The organism is Catenulispora subtropica, from assembly GCF_039531675.1.
GTDB classification, from domain to species: domain Bacteria; phylum Actinomycetota; class Actinomycetes; order Streptomycetales; family Catenulisporaceae; genus Catenulispora; species Catenulispora subtropica.
Window position 1 is genome coordinate 76911 of sequence record NZ_BAAAQM010000019.1, and the last position, 15648, is coordinate 92558.

General features: G+C 72.9%; 15 protein-coding genes. 9 read left to right on the top strand and 6 right to left on the bottom strand.

The features are described from left to right. Nucleotides 1-80: 80 nt before the first annotated feature. Nucleotides 81-2744 carry a serine/threonine-protein kinase gene (locus ABD466_RS18165; protein ID WP_344658264.1) on the bottom strand — a complete coding sequence of 888 codons (2664 nt, stop codon included), beginning with the start codon at nucleotides 2742-2744 and terminating at the stop codon, nucleotides 81-83. Nucleotides 2745-2905: 161 nt separating this feature from the next. Continuing rightward, nucleotides 2906-3484, bottom strand: a complete 579-nt coding sequence (locus tag ABD466_RS18170; protein WP_344658265.1) for a CGNR zinc finger domain-containing protein — start codon at nucleotides 3482-3484, stop codon at nucleotides 2906-2908. A gap of 104 nt (nucleotides 3485-3588) precedes the next feature. On the opposite strand from ABD466_RS18170, the gene ABD466_RS18175 reads away from it, so the two are divergent. Continuing rightward, nucleotides 3589-4758, top strand: coding sequence for an MFS transporter (locus tag ABD466_RS18175; RefSeq protein WP_344658266.1), 1170 nt, complete (start codon nucleotides 3589-3591; stop codon nucleotides 4756-4758). On the opposite strand, the gene ABD466_RS18180 is transcribed toward ABD466_RS18175, so the two are convergent. From ABD466_RS18180 to ABD466_RS18190, 3 genes are all read right to left on the bottom strand, one after another. Further along, on the bottom strand, nucleotides 4700-4972 hold the full coding sequence (locus tag ABD466_RS18180) for a hypothetical protein (protein WP_344658267.1): 273 nt from the start codon (nucleotides 4970-4972) through the stop codon (nucleotides 4700-4702). The two genes, ABD466_RS18175 and ABD466_RS18180, sit on opposite strands and share 59 nt — an antisense overlap. Nucleotides 4973-5178: 206 nt before the next feature. Beyond that, on the bottom strand, nucleotides 5179-6993 hold the full coding sequence (locus tag ABD466_RS18185) for an LCP family protein (RefSeq protein WP_344658268.1): 1815 nt from the start codon (nucleotides 6991-6993) through the stop codon (nucleotides 5179-5181). Nucleotides 6994-7084: 91 nt separating this feature from the next. After that, entirely contained in the window at nucleotides 7085-7507 is a 423-nt protein-coding gene (locus tag ABD466_RS18190; protein ID WP_344658269.1) for a DUF6542 domain-containing protein, read from the bottom strand. Nucleotides 7508-7695: 188 nt separating this feature from the next. On the opposite strand from ABD466_RS18190, the gene ABD466_RS18195 reads away from it, so the two are divergent. The 8 genes from ABD466_RS18195 to ABD466_RS18230 all read left to right on the top strand — a co-directional run bounded on the left by ABD466_RS18195 (nucleotide 7696) and on the right by ABD466_RS18230 (nucleotide 15077). After that, the gene (locus ABD466_RS18195; RefSeq protein WP_344658326.1) at nucleotides 7696-8433 is read left to right on the top strand and encodes an ABC transporter ATP-binding protein; all 738 of its coding nucleotides are present in this window, start codon (nucleotides 7696-7698) and stop codon (nucleotides 8431-8433) included. 1 nt (nucleotide 8434) lies between these two features. Continuing rightward, nucleotides 8435-9784 carry an FtsX-like permease family protein gene (locus tag ABD466_RS18200; RefSeq protein WP_344658270.1) on the top strand — a complete coding sequence of 450 codons (1350 nt, stop codon included), beginning with the start codon at nucleotides 8435-8437 and terminating at the stop codon, nucleotides 9782-9784. Nucleotides 9785-9820: 36 nt separating this feature from the next. Further along, nucleotides 9821-11089, top strand: coding sequence for a sensor histidine kinase (locus ABD466_RS18205; protein WP_344658271.1), 1269 nt, complete (start codon nucleotides 9821-9823; stop codon nucleotides 11087-11089). 2 nt (nucleotides 11090-11091) lie between these two features. Continuing rightward, entirely contained in the window at nucleotides 11092-11739 is a 648-nt protein-coding gene (locus ABD466_RS18210; protein WP_344658272.1) for a response regulator, read from the top strand. 89 nt (nucleotides 11740-11828) lie between these two features. Next, nucleotides 11829-12368, top strand: a complete 540-nt coding sequence (locus ABD466_RS18215) for a hypothetical protein (protein ID WP_344658273.1) — start codon at nucleotides 11829-11831, stop codon at nucleotides 12366-12368. 69 nt (nucleotides 12369-12437) lie between these two features. Next, a complete protein-coding gene (locus tag ABD466_RS18220) occupies nucleotides 12438-13292 on the top strand; it encodes a DUF4097 family beta strand repeat-containing protein (protein WP_344658274.1) in 855 nt (284 codons plus the stop codon). Between the two features lie 49 nt (nucleotides 13293-13341). Then, nucleotides 13342-14301 (top strand): ATP-binding cassette domain-containing protein, encoded by a 960-nt coding sequence (locus ABD466_RS18225; protein ID WP_344658275.1) that lies wholly within the window; start codon nucleotides 13342-13344, stop codon nucleotides 14299-14301. Then, nucleotides 14298-15077, top strand: coding sequence for an ABC transporter permease (locus ABD466_RS18230; protein ID WP_344658276.1), 780 nt, complete (start codon nucleotides 14298-14300; stop codon nucleotides 15075-15077). Before ABD466_RS18225 ends, ABD466_RS18230 begins: the two co-directional genes overlap by 4 nt. 173 nt (nucleotides 15078-15250) lie before the next feature. Here the strand turns inward: ABD466_RS18230 and ABD466_RS18235 are convergent, their stop codons facing one another. Then, complete coding sequence (locus tag ABD466_RS18235; protein WP_344658277.1) at nucleotides 15251-15625, bottom strand: STAS domain-containing protein; 375 nt, start codon at nucleotides 15623-15625, stop codon at nucleotides 15251-15253. Nucleotides 15626-15648 lie beyond the last annotated feature (23 nt).

Below are 15648 nucleotides of genomic sequence, written 5' to 3' on the forward strand. Positions count from 1 at the left end.
GGTAGTGCTCGGCGTCGAAAGACACCGGCCGGCCGCCGGCGCCGCCAGGCTTCTTGCGGTTCGCGGCTTGATCGGGGACGTTACTTGTTCCACTCCGGCGTAAAGAGGGCATTCGCGGCGAACGTGACTGCCGCGGTGGCCGGTTCCCATGTCCGCGGATCGGTCCCTCGGATCAGGCAGCACGCGACGAGCCCGAGCGGCCACAGCCGCCACCGGTCGTCGCCCAAGCTGCGGGCCACCGCTTCCGCGCGGCCGGGATCGAACCCGGCGACGAGCGTCGCGGCCGTTCCGAGAGCCGCGTCGCGGGCCGGGCCGGCGGGCACCGCCTCGGCGATCCGGAGCAGCGCGTCCGGCAGGGTGCGCGCACGGTCCGGGTCCGCGGCCGCGCGGGCGGCCGTCGACAGGAGGTCGACCACCGCGAAGAAGTCCGGATCGTCCAAAATGCTGTTCTCGGCGTCGTCACACAGTCGGCCGGCCAGGTCCGGGGCACGGTCGGCGATCGCCTCCGCGAGCTGCACCAGCACGGCGAACCGGTGCTCGGTGTCGACGATCGCCCGCGCCCGGCCCGCTGCCAGGTACGGGTCGGTCGCGGCGGCTGCCAGCACCGATGAGGCGGTGGGCGGTGTCGCGGCCCTGAGCTGCGCGCCCACCTCCGGGTGGCTGACCGCCAGCCGCGCCAGCATCTCGTCTCGCTGATACTTCCACGTCAGCCCGGTGGCGATGCGTTCGGCGAGGTCGGGGAAGGCGCCGGCCAGTGCGGCCGCGGCATCGACCGAGTAGTAGCCGTATTCGGTGTCGGCGACGTGCAATGCCGATTCGGCCAGGCGGCGCGCCCGGTGCGGATCGGTGGCGACTGATGCCAGGGCGAGGTGCGCGAGCATCTCGACGAAGGGCGACTGATCCACGAAGCCCAGGTGGAAATGTTCGGGAGAGAACTTGGCAGCTTCGGCTTCCTCCGCCAGCTGCCATCCCCGGCGCGGGTCGGTCGGCGCGACCACAGCGGCCACAGCGGCCAGCGCCGGAGGGAACCATTGCACAGCGTCACCGTCGACAAAGGTCCCTTGCCGGACGCGGCGTCTCTCCCGGCGATCGAGCGGCTCCGTGATGCTGCGGGCGATCTGCTCGGCCCGGTGCGGATCGAACATCGCGACCGCGCAGGTCACCTTGTACAGGGCTTCCGACCGTTCCGCCCGGTCGGTCAGTGCGGCGGCGGCGATGACCGCCTCTTCGGTCAGTTCCCGCGCGCGCCCGGCGTGCGCCGCCGCGATCACGGCGGCGACACGGGCCAGTGCCGCCGGCCGCTCCTCGTCTGACGGGACGCTTCGGGCCAGGCGCTCGCCCTCTGCCGGGTCGACCGCCGCCACCGCTGTGGCGAGGACGGTCAGATCGTTGGACTTCCAGCCATCGGACTCGTCGGCGGAGTGGATCAGGCGCTCGGCGGCCCGCACGTCGATCCGGCACACCGTCATCAGCATCTCCCACCGGTCGCCGGCCTCGACCTGCGGAGCGAGGTTGGCTATCAGGCGTCTGGCCTGCTGTGGATCGGTCGGCCAGACGGCTTGGGCCAGAGCGATCCGCGCCTCGCCGGACCAGCCGGTCTCCGGGATGGCGTCGACCAGCCGCTCGGCCATCCGCGGGTCGTGGTCGGCCAGCCGGAGCGCCATCGCCCACAGCACGCGCTGCGCCTCATCAGCCTGGTCGCCTGCGCCGGCGGCCAACCGGATGAGTTCGTTCGCCAGGTTCCGACCGTGGCGCCGGCCGGAACCAGCCTCGGGACCGCCTACTGCGCCGGCTGTGGCGGCCATGGTCTCGGCGACCGGGGCCGAGGACGCGACCGCGACCCGGGCCGAAGCCGTCTCCGGCCCGCCGGCCGGTACCGGCGCGGCGACCGTCGCCACCACAGTCGGCGCGACGGGCGGCGCGGGCGCAACCGTCGCGCCCGCGACCGACCCCTTGATCATCGCCAGCGCCGTCCGGGCGTCGGGCCGGGCTGTGTGATCCTTGGCCAACAGTGCGAGCACCAACGAGGTCAGGTAACCCGCATGCTTCGGCGGTTCCGGGTGCTGAAGGACGACCGCGGACATCACCGCGGTCATCGAGTCGCGGGCGAACGGCGACACTCCCTCGGTCATCTCGTACAGGGTCGCGCCGAGCGCGAACAGATCCCCGGCCGCCAGGTCCCGGCCGTCCAGACGCTCTGGCGCCATGTACGGCAACGACCCGATCACCGTGCCCAGAGTGGTCTGGGCGGTGTCGACATGGTGTTTGGCGATCCCGAAGTCGGTCAGCAACACGGTGCCGTCGTAGGCGAGCATGATGTTGGCCGGTTTGATGTCCCGGTGCACGATCCCGGCATCGTGTGCCGCCGCCAACGCCGACAGCACGGCCTCGGCGATCGGCCCGGCCTCGTCCGGGCTCAGCCGGCCGCGCGCGGCGAGTTCCTGGTGCAGCGACCTGCCCGCCACCAGTTGCATCACCAGCCACGGCGCGCCGCGTTCGGTGACCACGTCGTGGACCGCCACGATGTGCGGATGGTCGCGCAGCCGGGCGGCGTTGCGTGCCTCGTGTTCGGCCCGGGCCACGGCCTTGTCCCGCTCGGCACCGGTGGCCGACGGGTCGAGCTTCACCTGTTTGACGGCCACCTCCACCCGCAGCGCGGTGTCGAACGCCGCCCAGACGGTCCCGAACCCGCCGGCCGCCAGTTCCCGGTCCAGCCGGTACCGGCCGCCGATCAGCTCAGGCACACGCCCTCCATCCCGAGGTCCCACCATCTGGCGGGAGCCACGCATGGCCCCCGGCGGACAGCGTACTGAGGATTCAAGGCTCTGATCAGATCGGCACCGCTTCAGGTCGCCGTGAATGCGTCGTACACCACCGTGTCTCCCGTCCCGCACGCGGGCGGAGCCTAGTCGTGCGCGGCCTGCTTGCTGCGCCACGTGCTCTTCTTGGCCTGGTTGCCGCAGCGGTCCATCGAGCACCAGCGGCGTGTCCCGGGGCGTGAGGTGTCCAGGAACCAGGCGCCGCAGTTCGGGCCGGCGCAGTCGCGGACGCGGGCCAGCAGGGGCGAGGTCGCCAGGTCCAGCGCGTCGCGGGCGATGAGGGCCAGGAGCGCCGCGACGGGGTCGGCGGCGGTGTGGGTGAGGGCGCCGTGGACGTCCAGGACGGGGTACGGAGTCGGCGCGGCGGCGATCGTGTTCAGCAGGCCGCGGGCTTCGGGCGGGCAGTCGGCGGCGCCGGTGGTCCGGGCAGCTTTCAGCAGCGCGTAGACGGCTTCACGCGTCTCGTGAGCGGTGCGGAGAGCGCGCGCGGAGGGCGGGGGGATCGCGATGCCGGTGGTGTAAGGGCCGAGCTGCGACACCCAAGCGGCGAGGGCTTCCGGCGCGTCGAGCTCCTCGACCTCCCCGGCGGATCCGCGCCATCGCAGGGTTCGGATGAAGTCGAGGCTGATCCGGCCGGAGCCGGTGCGGAAGGCGGGCGTGCTCACCCCGGCAGTCTAGCGCGGAACCGGTTTAACTGGTGTACGGTGTCGGGAACTTGTTAAACCGGTTCCCTGGGGGGATAGTGCTGCGTCGGCCTTTGATCCTGTTGTTGTCTGTGGCGTGCGGCGTCGCGGTCGCGAACATCTACTTCCCGCAGGCGATCAGCCCTCTGATCGCCGATGGGCTGGGAGTGGGCAGGGCTTCTGCCGCTCTCGTCACCACCTGCTCGCAGCTCGGCTACGCGGCGGGCATCTTCCTGCTGGTGCCGCTCGGCGACCGGCTGCGCCATCGGCGGCTGATCACGACGCTGCTGTTGCTCACGGCCGGCGGTCTCGTGGTGGCGGGGACGGCGACCGCGCTGCCGCTGCTGGCGGTGGCCAGCGCGCTGATCGGGCTGACGACCGTGGTCCCGCAGATCCTGATCCCGATGGCCGCCGGGCTGGCCGCGCCGGAGCGGCGAGGCGAGGTGACGGGGACGCTGCTGTCCGGGCTGATCGGCGGGATCCTGCTGGCGCGGACGTTCTCCGGCGTGCTGGGGGAGTGGCTCGGATGGCGGGCGCCGTATCTCATCGCGGCCGCGGTGGTCCTCGCGCTCTCGGCGGCGATGGCCGCGTTCCTGCCGCCGACGACGCCGAGCACCGATGAGCGCTATCCCGCGCTGGTGGCGGCGTCACTGCGGCTGGTGTGCACCGAACCCATGCTGCGGCGGTCGTGCCGGTACCAGGTGCTCGCGTTCGCGGCGTTCAGCGCGGCGTGGACGGCCCTCGCGCTGCACGTCACCGGCCCGCGCTACCACCTCGGGACCCCCGCGGTCGGCGTCCTGGCGCTGGTCGGGGCCGGGAGCATGCTCGTGACACCGCGCGCCGGCCGGGCGGCGGACCGGCTCGGACCCGACGCCGTGAACCTGCGAAGCCTGGCCGGGCTGTCGGCCGCGGCGGGCGTGCTGCTCCTCGGGAGCGTCGGAGGCGCCGTCGGCCTGGCCGGGCTCGGGGCCGGGATGCTGGCCCTGGACGTGGCGATGCAATCGGGCCAGGTCGCCAACCAGGCGCGCATCTTCGCCCTGCGGCCCGAGGCCCGTGCGCGGCTGAACACGGCCTACATGACGTGCGCGTTCCTCGGCGGCAGCGCGGGCTCCTGGCTCGGGGTGCGCGCCTACTCGGCCTTCGGCTGGAACGGGGTGTGCGGCGTGGTGGCGGTGCTCGGTGCGGTGGCCCTCGGCGCTAGCGCTGCCGCGCAGCCTGCTGCCGGCGCCCTCGGGCCCCGGCGCCGTACGAGCTGAGGTCGCACAGGAAGCCCAGGACGACCAGCACCCAGCCGAAGCCGGTGACGCCGCGCACCGGAGCGTAGACGAGGACGTACAGCAGAGTCGTGAAGGGCAGGAAGATCGCCCCGGCCAGAGGGGCGAGCCAGCCGTTGTCGAAGGCGACGTCCACGCGGTCGGTGAACAGCCACGTGAACAGCAGGGCCAGGCGAGGAAAGGCCGATCCGAACAATGCCAGGAGGCAGCCGCAGCCCATCGTCGTGTCCCGCTTTCTTGATCCGTGGTGTGAGTCCGCTGGGTGCGTCATTCCACGGTTCGGGCGATCCCAGTCCGGGACCTGCGGCGACGCCCGCCGCCTGATACCTAGAATGTCGAGGTATGGGGGCGGGTCTCACCGTCGCCCGGGCCACGCCGGCGCCGGCGGCGTTCCGTAAGCCGTCAGTTCACGCAGGTGATGCCGTCGTCCATGGCGATGCCGGCCGGCGGCGGGGGCGGCGACGGGGCCGCCGACCCCGCGGTCGTCCCCGGGCCCGAGGGGCCGGTCGGGGTCGCGGCGGTGGGGTCGTCCTGCGGGCCGGCCGACGACGTGTAGTCGGCGCCCAGGCGGACGATCACGCGGTCGGCGGCGGCGCGGGCCGACGGCATCGGGACCGCCACGACGCCGAGCTTCGCGGCGAGCTGGGCCGCCGCCTCGGCCGCGCCCTTGCCGTACAGGATCGTGGTGTGGTTCTGGGCGGTCGAGGCGCCGGTCTTGTCCACCGGCCAGCCCGAGGAGGTCAGCAGTTCCGCGACCGAGGTGGCCAGGCCGCGGGTGGTGGTGGCGTTGTAGACGTCGACGACGGTGTGCGAGGGGACGGTGGCCGCGGACGCCGACGGTCCGGGCGCGGCGGGTGCGCCGCCCGGTCCGGGCAGCCGGGCCGGGCCGGGGTCCCGGGTGCCCAGGGGACCGCCGCCGGTCGGCAGGCCGGTGGGACCGATTCCCCCCGGGCCGTCGCCGCCGTCGGTGCCGGGACCCTGGGGTGTGTCGCCGGTGTCGTCCTTCACGTCCCCGAACGCCGACGTCACGATCCGGCGGATCTGCAACGGGTCCACCGTGTTCACCGAACCGTCGCCGGGCAGGACCGGCTGGCCGGTGATGGGGAGCTCGCGGAAGTCCGCGTTGCCCGCGGTGAGGTTCTGCGCGCGGGTGGCGAAGTCGAGCACGTCCCAGGAGTCGTCGATGACCAGGTCCTTCTTCACCACCTGGAACAGGGACCGCATCTTGCCCAGGTCGCCGATCACGCCCTCGCTGCGCAGCTTGTGCATCACCGAGGACAGGAAGGCCTGCTGGCGGCGGTTGCGGTCGAGGTCGCCGCGCAGGAGGTGGAAGCGCTGGCGGACGAACTGCAGCGCGGTGGCGGCGTCGAGCTCGGAGTGGCCGGCCGGCAGTTTCAGGCCGGTCCCGGCACCGTCCTCGATCGGGTCGTCGACCGGGTGGTTCAGGCACACCTCGATCGGGCCGACGGCCTGGGCGATGTCGTAGAAGCCCAGGAGGTTGATCTCGGCCAGGTGGTCCACGTGCTCGCCGGTGAGCAGCTGCACCGCGCGGATCGTCGACTCGCGCCCGACCTCCCGGCTGATCTTCTCGATCTGCGCCTTGTCGGTCATCCCGGAGTCCTTCAGCCGCTGCTCCGCGATGCCCTTGGCACGGCCGTACGCCTCCTTGATCTTGTGCGTGCCGAGGTCGGGGATCTCGCCGACGCTGGACCCGCCGCCGGGCTCCTCGACGTAGTCGTCGCGGGCGATCGAGAAGGCGGTCACCCGGCCGCCGTCGGCCGGGATGTGCATCAGGATCAGGACGTTGGTGTTGTAGCCGCCGATCTCCGAGGAGCCGGCGTGCAGCTCCTGCTCGACGAAGTCGGTCGGCAGGTCGTTGCCGTCCATGTCCTTGCGCGAGTCCAGGCCGATCAGCAGCAGGTTGACCGAGCCGTCCAGGTGCGGGGCGACGTAGCCCTTCTCCCCGGAGCGGATCGCGTTGATCGCGTCCGAGGTGAGCAGGCCCGAGGTCAGGTTGTGGTACGCGGCCCAGGTCGCCCCGCTGGCCAGCAGGACCGCCGCCGCGGCGGCGGCGAGCAGGGCGCGGGCGGCGACGGCGACGCGTCCGGTGCGGCGCGCCGGCGGCGCCGGTGCCGGCTGCGGGCGCCGGTAGCGGAGGTCGTCCTGCACGCGGGGGTAGATCGGCGTGTTCGGTGTCAGATCGTAAGGAGGCTGCATCCGCGGGCGCTGCGGTACCCCGTCGTTCTTCCCGCCCCCGCCCCCGCCCCCGCGACCGCGATCGCGCCCGCGCTCGGGGCCGTTCCGGTAGTCAGGCACGGACCGACCTCCCGCGGGCGGCCGACCGGCGCACCACGGCGACCAGCGCCGCCGCGGCCAGCGCGAGCACCATCGCCGGGAACGCGTCGATCATGCCGTGCGCGACGGCGACCGCCTGCTTCGCTCCGCCGTCGGGCGCGTCGAGCAACAACCGCCGGCCCACGCTCACCGTCCAGATCGCCAGCGGTACCGCCGGCAGCACCCACCACAGCCCGTCCGGCCGCACCCGGACCGCCGCCACCGTCGCGGCGGCCGTGCACAACAGCACGAACAGCGCGCCGCCGAAGAACAGCCCGATCGTCGGGGCGAGCACGAGCATTGCGACGACCTGCGCCGCCGGGAGCGGACGCTTCGGCCGCCCGCGCCGGGTGGGCGAGCGGTGGCCGCTGCCGGGGGTGCCGGGGGTGTGTGGCATGAGGCACATCTTCACATCTTGGGTGGCAGCGATGGGATAAGACCCGAGAAGTGTCTGATGCCGTATTCATCAGCTGATGGGAAGATCGGTCGACATCCGCCGACGGGCGCGCATGGGGCGAGCGAAGACAGGTGCTAGCACCCCTGTTTCCCCGAACGCTTCCCGGAAGCCTGGAACACATGACAGCCATGGAAGACGCGCTGCGTCTGGAAAAGGTGAGCAAGACCTACGGCGACAAGGTCCGCGTCGCCGCCTTGGATGACGTCAGCCTGGCACTGCCCTACGGCACCTTCACCGCCGTGATGGGGCCGTCCGGATCCGGCAAGAGCACGCTGCTGAACACCGCCTCCGGGCTTGAGCGGGCCGACTCCGGCCGGATCCTGATCGGCGGCCAGGAGTTCGACACCTCCGACGAGACCGCCGCCACCCGCTTCCGGCGCGGCCGGGTCGGCTTCGTGTTCCAGGCCTTCAACCTGCTGCCGACCCTGACCGTCTGGCAGAACGTCCTGCTGCCGGCCCGGATCGCCGGGATCACCGTCGACAAGCGCCGCGCCCGCCAGGTGCTGGACCGCGTCGGCCTGAGCGACCGCCTGAACCACCGCCCGGCCGAACTGTCCGGCGGCCAGCAGCAGCGGGTGGCGATCGCGCGGGCCATCGTGACCCGGCCGGCGCTGCTGTTCGCCGACGAGCCCACCGGCGCTTTGGACTCGGCGCGCGCCGCCGAGGTCCTGGTGCTGCTCGGCGAAGCCGTACGGGAGTACGGGCAGACGGTCGTGATGGTGACCCACGATCCGGTGGCGGCCGCCTACGCGGACCGTGTGCTGTTCCTGGCCGACGGCCGGATCGTGGACGAGATGCGGGCGCCGGAGGCGACCGGCGTGGCGGCCCGGATGGCGGCGTTCCGGCCCGGGAAGGTGGCGGCCTGACATGTGGACCCTGACTTTCAGCAACCTGCGTCACAACCGGGCGATGTACCTCGCCACCTTCCTGAACCTGTACCTCGGCGGCGCCATCCTCACCGCCTTCGCCTCCCTCTACGAAAGCGGCAGTGCCCCGGGCGTGTCCAAAGCCGACCGCGACACTCTGCAGACCATGGCGCTGGTCATCGGTGGCTGGGGCGCCCTGATCATCGCCTTCGGCACCGCCGCGACCCTGAGCCTGGCCGTGCGGCAGCGCGAGCGGCAGATCGCGCTGCTGAAGGCGGCCGGCGCGCTGCCCGGCCAGATCCGGCGCATGATCATGGTCGAGACCGCGGCCCTGCTGGCCGCCTCGGCGATCCCGGCCACGCCGACCGGGATGGCGCTCGGCCGGGCGGTGACGGCCGCCCTGAAGTCCAGCCACCAGGTCTCCCACGGCGTCGGCCACCGCTTCGGCGCCACCGCGCTGAGCATCGGGTTCGGCGACATCGTGCTCGCCGCCGGCGGCGCCGCGGTGGTGGCCGGACGGCGCGCGGCGAACCAGAGCACCGCCGCCGCGCTCGTCACGTCCGCCACCGACGACGCGGGCCTGGGCCGCAAGCGCGTGATCTGGGCGGTCGTGCTGCTGGGGCTGGGCGTGAACGCCGCGGTGATGGTCGCGACCATGATGAAGGACGAGGGCTACGACGCCATGTCCGTGGCCGGACAGGCCTGCATCCTCACCGCCCTCGGGCTGGCGGTGCTGGCGCCGGTGCTGATCCGCGCCACCGCCGCGGTGCTCGGGCCGCTCATGCGCGGAACCGGCGGCTACCTGGCCGAGGCCGAGCTGCGCCAGCACTCGCGGCAGGCCGCCGGGGTCCTGATGCCGGTCATCCTGTTCGTGGCGCTCGCCAACGGCGCGCTGTACCAGCAGTTCATCCAGGACGACGCGAACCGCGCCGCGCACCTGACGCCCACCGCCGACGACAAGGGCGTGCAGACCCTCAGCTTCCTGGTGGTCGGCATGATCGCGCTGTTCGCGGCGGTCGTGGTGGCGAACCTCGCCGTCGCGGGCACCCTGCACCGGCGCCGCGAGTTCGGGCAGCGGCGGCTGATCGGCGACACACCGGGGGAGGTGCGGCGTTCGCTGGGCTGGGAGGCGGCGGTGGTACTGGTCGCGGGGCTGGTGTCCGGAACCCTCGCGGCGCTTGTCGGCATCCTTCCGTTCAGTTACGCCCGGACCGGCGACTGGCTGCCGGACCAGGGCATCGGGGTGTTCCTCGGGGTGACCGCCGTCGTCGTGGCGCTGACCATGGCCGCCTGCCTCGGCGCGGCGCGCCGGGCGTTGCGGACGCCGGCGCTCGCCGCCGTCGGCGCGTAGGGCCCGCTAGTGTCGGGTCGCGAAGGGGGGATACGGATGGCCGGGCAGGCGGAGATATCCGCGGACCGCGGCGACGTGTGGCGCGAGCGTGCCTCGGCCGCCGTCCTGGCCGCGGGGCGGGGGGTGGCGATCGCGGCGGTGTCGCTGGCCGCCGGCATCCCGCTGTTGGTGCTGGCGCTGCTCGGGCTGGGCCTGATGCCGCTGGCCGGGGGCGTGGTGCTGTTCGCACCGGCGGTCGGCATGGTGCGCGCCGTGGCCGGCCGGCAGCGGCGGATCGCCCGGGAGTGGAGCGGGGTCGAGATCCCCGTCCCCTACCTGCCGCGGGTCGGACGCGGGCGGCTGCGCTGGCTGCTCGGCGATCCCGCGACGTGGCGGGACCTGCTGTGGCTGTTCGTGAACGTCCCGGTCGGCCTGGCGCTGGGCCTGCTGCCGCTGACCCTGGCCGGCTGGGGCGTGGTCGGGATCTGCTCGGTCCCGGCGCTGGCCCTGAGCGACGACCCGTTCTGGCCCTTCGGCCTCGCCTTCGGCATCCCGGCGCTGGCCCTGGCGCCGTTCGCCGGGCCGTCCCTCATCCGGGCGCAGGCGCTGGTCGCCCGCGGGCTGCTGGCGCCGAGCGACGCCAGCGAGCGCATCAGCACCCTGACGGAGACCCGCGAGCGCGCCACCGACGACGCCGACGCCGAGCTGCGCCGCATCGAGCGCGACCTGCACGACGGGGCGCAGGCCCGGCTCGCGGCCGTCGGCCTGAGCCTGGGGATGGCCGAGGACCTGGTGCGCGAGCACCCCGAGCAGGCGATCGCGCTGCTGGCCGAGGCCCGCCAGCACAGCGGCGCGGCCCTGGCCGAACTGCGCTCCCTGGTCCGCGGCATCCACCCGCCGGTGCTGGCCGAACGCGGACTCGGCGACGCGCTGCGGGCGCTGGTGTACGCGTCGCCGATCCCGGTGGAGGTCCGCTACGAGCTGACCGAGCGGCTGCCCGCGCCCCGCGAGTCGGCACTGTATTTCGGGATCGCGGAGGCGCTGGCGAACGTGCTGAAGCACAGCGGGGCGGACAACGCCCGGATCGCAGTGTTCGCGGACGCCCACCGGGTGACCGCCGAGGTGTGGGACGACGGCGGCGGGGGCGCGGACGTCGAGCGCGGGCAGGGGCTGGCCGGAGTGCGACGGCGGCTGGCGGCGTTCGACGGGACGGTGTCCGTGGCCAGCCCCGTCGGCGGGCCGACGTCAGTGGTCCTGGAGGTAGGGCGCCTACGGATATCTCGGGCTGAAGCTCCGCAGGAGCGGGGCCGGGAGACGGGTGGGTAGGCATGCGCGTAGTGCTGGCTGAAGACCAGGCTCTCCTCCGGGACGGCCTGGTCCGGCTTCTGACCGCGCACGGCTTCGAGGTGGTGGCCGCGGTCGAGACCGGGCCGGACCTGCTCGACGCGCTGATCTCGCACCGCCCGGACGTCGCGGTGGCGGACATCCGGCTGCCGCCGACGTTCAAGAACGAGGGCCTGGTCGCGGCGCTGGAGGCGCGCAGCGCGCTGCCCCGCCTGCCGGTGCTGATCCTGTCGCAGCATGTGGAGCCGCTGTATGCGCGCGAGCTGCTGTCCGACAGCGCGGGCGCGATCGGGTACCTGCTGAAGGACCGGGTCTCCGACGTGCGCTCGTTCGTCGAAGCGGTGCGGACCGTCGCGGCCGGCGGCACCACGATGGACCCCGAAGTCGTCGCGCAGATGCTGGCCCGCCGCTCGCGGGACGAGCGGCTCGGCGCGCTGACGCCGCGGGAGCGGGAGGTGCTGGCGGCGATGGCCGAGGGCCACGCCAACGCCGGCATCGCCGCGCGGTTGGTGATCACCGAGAAGGCGGTCAGCAACCACATCAACATGATCTTCTCGAAGCTGGGGCTGCTGCCGGACCTGGACGGGAACCGGCGGGTGCTGGCGGTGCTGGCCTTCCTCGACGCAGCGTGATGCCACGGCTGAGCCAATCGGAGCCAAGCTGAGCCACATTGGTGCCAAACATGGTTGCGTGGCACCGCGAGTGGTGCCATAGTGGTGCCATGAAGTTGAACCCCTACGTCGCCGGAGTCCGTTCCGAGCTCCTCACCGTCGCCGAGGCCGGCGGGGACGCGGCGCTGGAGCTGGCCGAACGGCTCACGTCCCCCCTGGAGGCGGCCATCCGGCTGACGCTGCTGCAGGCGCTGAGCGCGGCGGCGGAGGAGATCACCGCCGAGATGGCGCCGGGGTCGGTGGAAGTGCGGCTGCGTGGTGCCGACCCGGAGTTCGTGGTGGCGGTGCCGGCCTCGGCCGCGCCGGGTCCGGCGGCGGAGACGGCGGCTGAGGAGCGGTCGGCTTCGGTGTCCCAGGTTCAGCTGCCCAGCGCGCCCGAGGACGGCGACGGGCAGATGGTCCGCATCAACCTCCGGCTGCCCGCGCACCTGAAGTCCCGCGTCGAGGAAGCCGCCGACGCCCTCGGGTTCTCCGTCAACACCTGGCTGGTCCGGGCGGCTGCCGCGGCGCTGGAGAACGAGGCGCGCCGGCCGCGCCAGCCGCGCAACACCATGACCACGGGGCAGAGCCTTTCGGGCTGGGCCCGCTAGCCCTTCCCCCGGCACGTCGCGTCACCCAGCAGTCCATCAAAGCTCCCAGCATCGAGAGAAGGATTCGCCATGCCCGTTTTCACCACCCCCGGCCCCATCAACGCCGTCCTCGACCTCGGCGTCGGCAACACCACCATCGTCGCCTCGGAGCGCGGGGACACCGCCGTCGAGGTCCGCCCGGCCGACCCGAACAACCCGAACGACGTCAAGGCCGCCGAGGCCACGCGCGTCACCTTCGACGACGGCACCCTGCGCGTCGTCGGGCACAAGCCCAAGTGGTACACCTCCGCCAAGAAGTCCGAGAACGTGCTGGTCCGCGTCGAGCTCCCGGCCGGTTCGGCGGTCCGTGCCACCAGTCCGTTCGGCGACTTCGACCTCGGTGGCAGCTTCGGCGCCGTGTCGCTGGACACCGCCTTCGGCGAGATCCGGGTGGAGCAGGCCGAGAGCCTCAACGCCAAGACCGCCATGGGACAGGTCGACGTCGGCCACGTGGCCGGGCGCGCCGAGGTGCAGACCAGCTCGGGCACCCTGCGGGTGCACCGGGTGGGCGGCGAGGCCGTGCTGAAGAACACCAACGGCACCAGCCACATCGGCCGGGTCGACGGCGACGCGCGGGTCACCAACGCCAACGGCGACATCTTCGTCGACTACGCCGCGGCCGGGGTGACCGCCAAGACCGCCAACGGCAAGATCCGGCTGGACCACGTCGAGAGCGGCGACATCGAGGCGCTGACCGCGGTCGGGACCGTGGACGTCGCCGTCCTGCGCGGAGTCCCGGCCCACCTGGACGTCGCGACCACGATCGGCCGCGTCTACAACGAGCTGGAGGCCGGGGCCGCCCCGGCGCCCGGCGAGCGTTCGGTGCGGCTGCGGCTGCGCAGCACCACCAGCGACATCACCGTCCGGTACGCGGAAGAGGGCTGAGCGGGCCGCGCCGCGAGTGATCCGGGAGAGGGATCAGAGGGGGACCGAGGTGTCCACACCCGCGATAGCCGTGGAGGGTCTGCGCAAGTCCTTCCCCGGCACCAAGAAGAGAGACGCGCCCAAGCTCGTCCTCGACGGCCTCGACCTGACGGTCGCGCCCGGCACGGTGCACGCCCTGCTCGGCCCGAACGGGGCGGGCAAGACCACCGCCGTGCACATCCTCACCACCTATCTGCGCCCGGACGCCGGACGGGTCACGGTCGCCGGGCACGACGTGGTGGCCGAGCCGGACCGGGTACGCGCCGCGATCGGCGTCACCGGCCAGTTCTCCGCCGTCGACTGGCTGCTCACCGGCCGCGAGAACCTGAAGCTGATGGCCGACCTGAACCATCTGGGCAAGGCCGAGGGCCGCCGGGTCGCCGACGCCCTGCTGGAGCGCTTCGACCTCGGGGAGGCGGCCGACAAGATCTCCTCCACCTACTCCGGGGGCATGAAGCGGCGCCTGGACCTGGCCATGACGCTGGTCGCCAAGCCCGCCGTGGTGTTCCTCGACGAACCCACCACCGGGCTGGACCCGCGGAGCCGCCGCACCATGTGGGACTTCGTCCGCGACCTCGTCGCGGGCGGCACCACCGTTCTGCTCACCACCCAGTACCTCGACGAGGCCGACGAGCTCGCCGACCGGGTCTCGGTGCTGGACCGGGGGCGGATCGTCGCCGACGGCACGGCCGCCGAGCTCAAGCGGCGCATCCCCGGCGGGCGGATCGACGTGGAGTTCACCGATCGCGGCGAGCTGGACGCCGCGGCGCGGATCCTGCGGGTGCCGGCGCCCGACGGCCTGACCCTCCAGCTGCCGCACGACGGCGGCCTGCGCTCGCTGCGCGCCGTGCTGGACGCTCTGGACGACGCCGCGGTCGACGTCGCCGGGCTCACCGTCAAGGCCTCCGACCTCGACGACGTGTTCTTCGCCCTGACCGGGCACGCCGCGGAGAAAGAGGCGATGGCATGAGCTCGCACGCGTACACCGACACCATGACCATGGCCCGCCGCGACTTCAAGCACACCGCGCGCTACCCGATGATGCTGGTCTCGACGGTCGTCGCCCCCGGCTTCCTGCTGGTGATGTTCGTGACGATCTTCGGCGGAGCGATGAAGGGGGCGCTGGCCGGCACCGGCTCGTCGCACTACGTCGACTACATCACGCCCGCGATCCTGATCCAGACCGTCGCCTTCAGCGCGCAGACCACCGCGATCATGGTCAACACCGACATGACCGAGGGCGTGATCGCCCGGTTCCGGACCATGGCCGTCTCCCGGCCGTCGGTGCTGACCGGCGCCGTCGTCGGCTCCTTCCTGCGCACCCTGATCGCGATCGCGATGCTGTTCGCGGTGGCGGTCGGCCTCGGATACCGTCCGCGCGGCTCCGTGCTGGGCTGGCTCGCCGCGCTGGGCATCACCGGCCTGCTCACCGTCGGCTTCATGTGGCTGGCCGTCGGGTTCGGGCTGAACGCCGAGACCGTGGCCGGGGCCAGCTCCTCGGTGGTGGCGCTGGAGTTCCTGCCCTTCATCTCCGGGGCCTTCGTGCCGACCGGCTCGATGCCGGCCGCGGTCCGCTGGGTGGCGGAGAACCAGCCGTTCAACCCGATCATCGGCGGAGTGCGCGGTCTGCTCGGCGGCACGCCGGTCGGGAACCAGGGCTGGATCGCGCTCGGATGGTGCGCCGGCTTCGCCCTGCTCGGCTACGTCTGGGCCCGCCGGCTCTACGACCGGGAACCCGGGCTGTGATCGGTCCGTGATGTGGCCGTGATGAGCTCGTGACCGGCGACACGGTGCCTCGGCGCGGCCGCTGACATCGCCACCCGCTTCACCGAGTTTGGATTCGGTGGAGCGGGTAGCGGTGTTCGCGGTGGCGCCGTCCGCTCCGGGCGGCGTGAGGAAGGGGTGGCGATGGCCGACCGTCAGCTTCCGCTGCCGCTCCCGCTGAAGTCGAGCACGAACAGGTCGGCGACGCCGGCCAGCTGGAGCACCCGCAGCACCGCCTCCGAGGGGGAGGCCAGGGTCAGGCGCGCCCCGGAAGCGTCGGCCTTCTGCTGCGCGCGGATCAGCGTGCGCAGCCCCATGGAGTCCAGGAAGGCGACCTTGGAGCAGTCGACGACCACGGCCGTGTCCGGCCGCACGTACTCGTCCAGCACGCTCCACAGCGTGTCGGCGGCGGCGAGGTCGACATCGCCGACGACCGTCACCACGGCCGCACCCGCGCTCTCAGGCCGAAGGCCCGCGCCGACCCGTTCCGGATCGCCGTCGACCTCGACCGAGAACCCCTCGACCGCCATGGCGCCTCCTGTCACACCCAGCC

Excerpts from the sequence above, each read along its gene's own strand:
- ABD466_RS18230 (WP_344658276.1), top strand. The coding sequence starts at position 14,298 with ATGAGCTCGCACGCGTACACCGACACCATGACCATGGCCCGCCGCGAC.
- ABD466_RS18205 (WP_344658271.1), top strand. The coding sequence starts at position 9,821 with ATGGCCGGGCAGGCGGAGATATCCGCGGACCGCGGCGACGTGTGGCGC.
- ABD466_RS18210 (WP_344658272.1), top strand. The coding sequence starts at position 11,092 with ATGCGCGTAGTGCTGGCTGAAGACCAGGCTCTCCTCCGGGACGGCCTG.
- ABD466_RS18190 (WP_344658269.1), bottom strand. The coding sequence starts at position 7,507 with ATGCCACACACCCCCGGCACCCCCGGCAGCGGCCACCGCTCGCCCACC.
- ABD466_RS18220 (WP_344658274.1), top strand. The coding sequence starts at position 12,438 with ATGCCCGTTTTCACCACCCCCGGCCCCATCAACGCCGTCCTCGACCTC.
- ABD466_RS18215 (WP_344658273.1), top strand. The coding sequence starts at position 11,829 with ATGAAGTTGAACCCCTACGTCGCCGGAGTCCGTTCCGAGCTCCTCACC.
- ABD466_RS18185 (WP_344658268.1), bottom strand. The coding sequence starts at position 6,993 with ATGCAGCCTCCTTACGATCTGACACCGAACACGCCGATCTACCCCCGC.
- ABD466_RS18195 (WP_344658326.1), top strand. The coding sequence starts at position 7,696 with ATGGAAGACGCGCTGCGTCTGGAAAAGGTGAGCAAGACCTACGGCGAC.
- ABD466_RS18200 (WP_344658270.1), top strand. The coding sequence starts at position 8,435 with ATGTGGACCCTGACTTTCAGCAACCTGCGTCACAACCGGGCGATGTAC.
- ABD466_RS18235 (WP_344658277.1), bottom strand. The coding sequence starts at position 15,625 with ATGGCGGTCGAGGGGTTCTCGGTCGAGGTCGACGGCGATCCGGAACGG.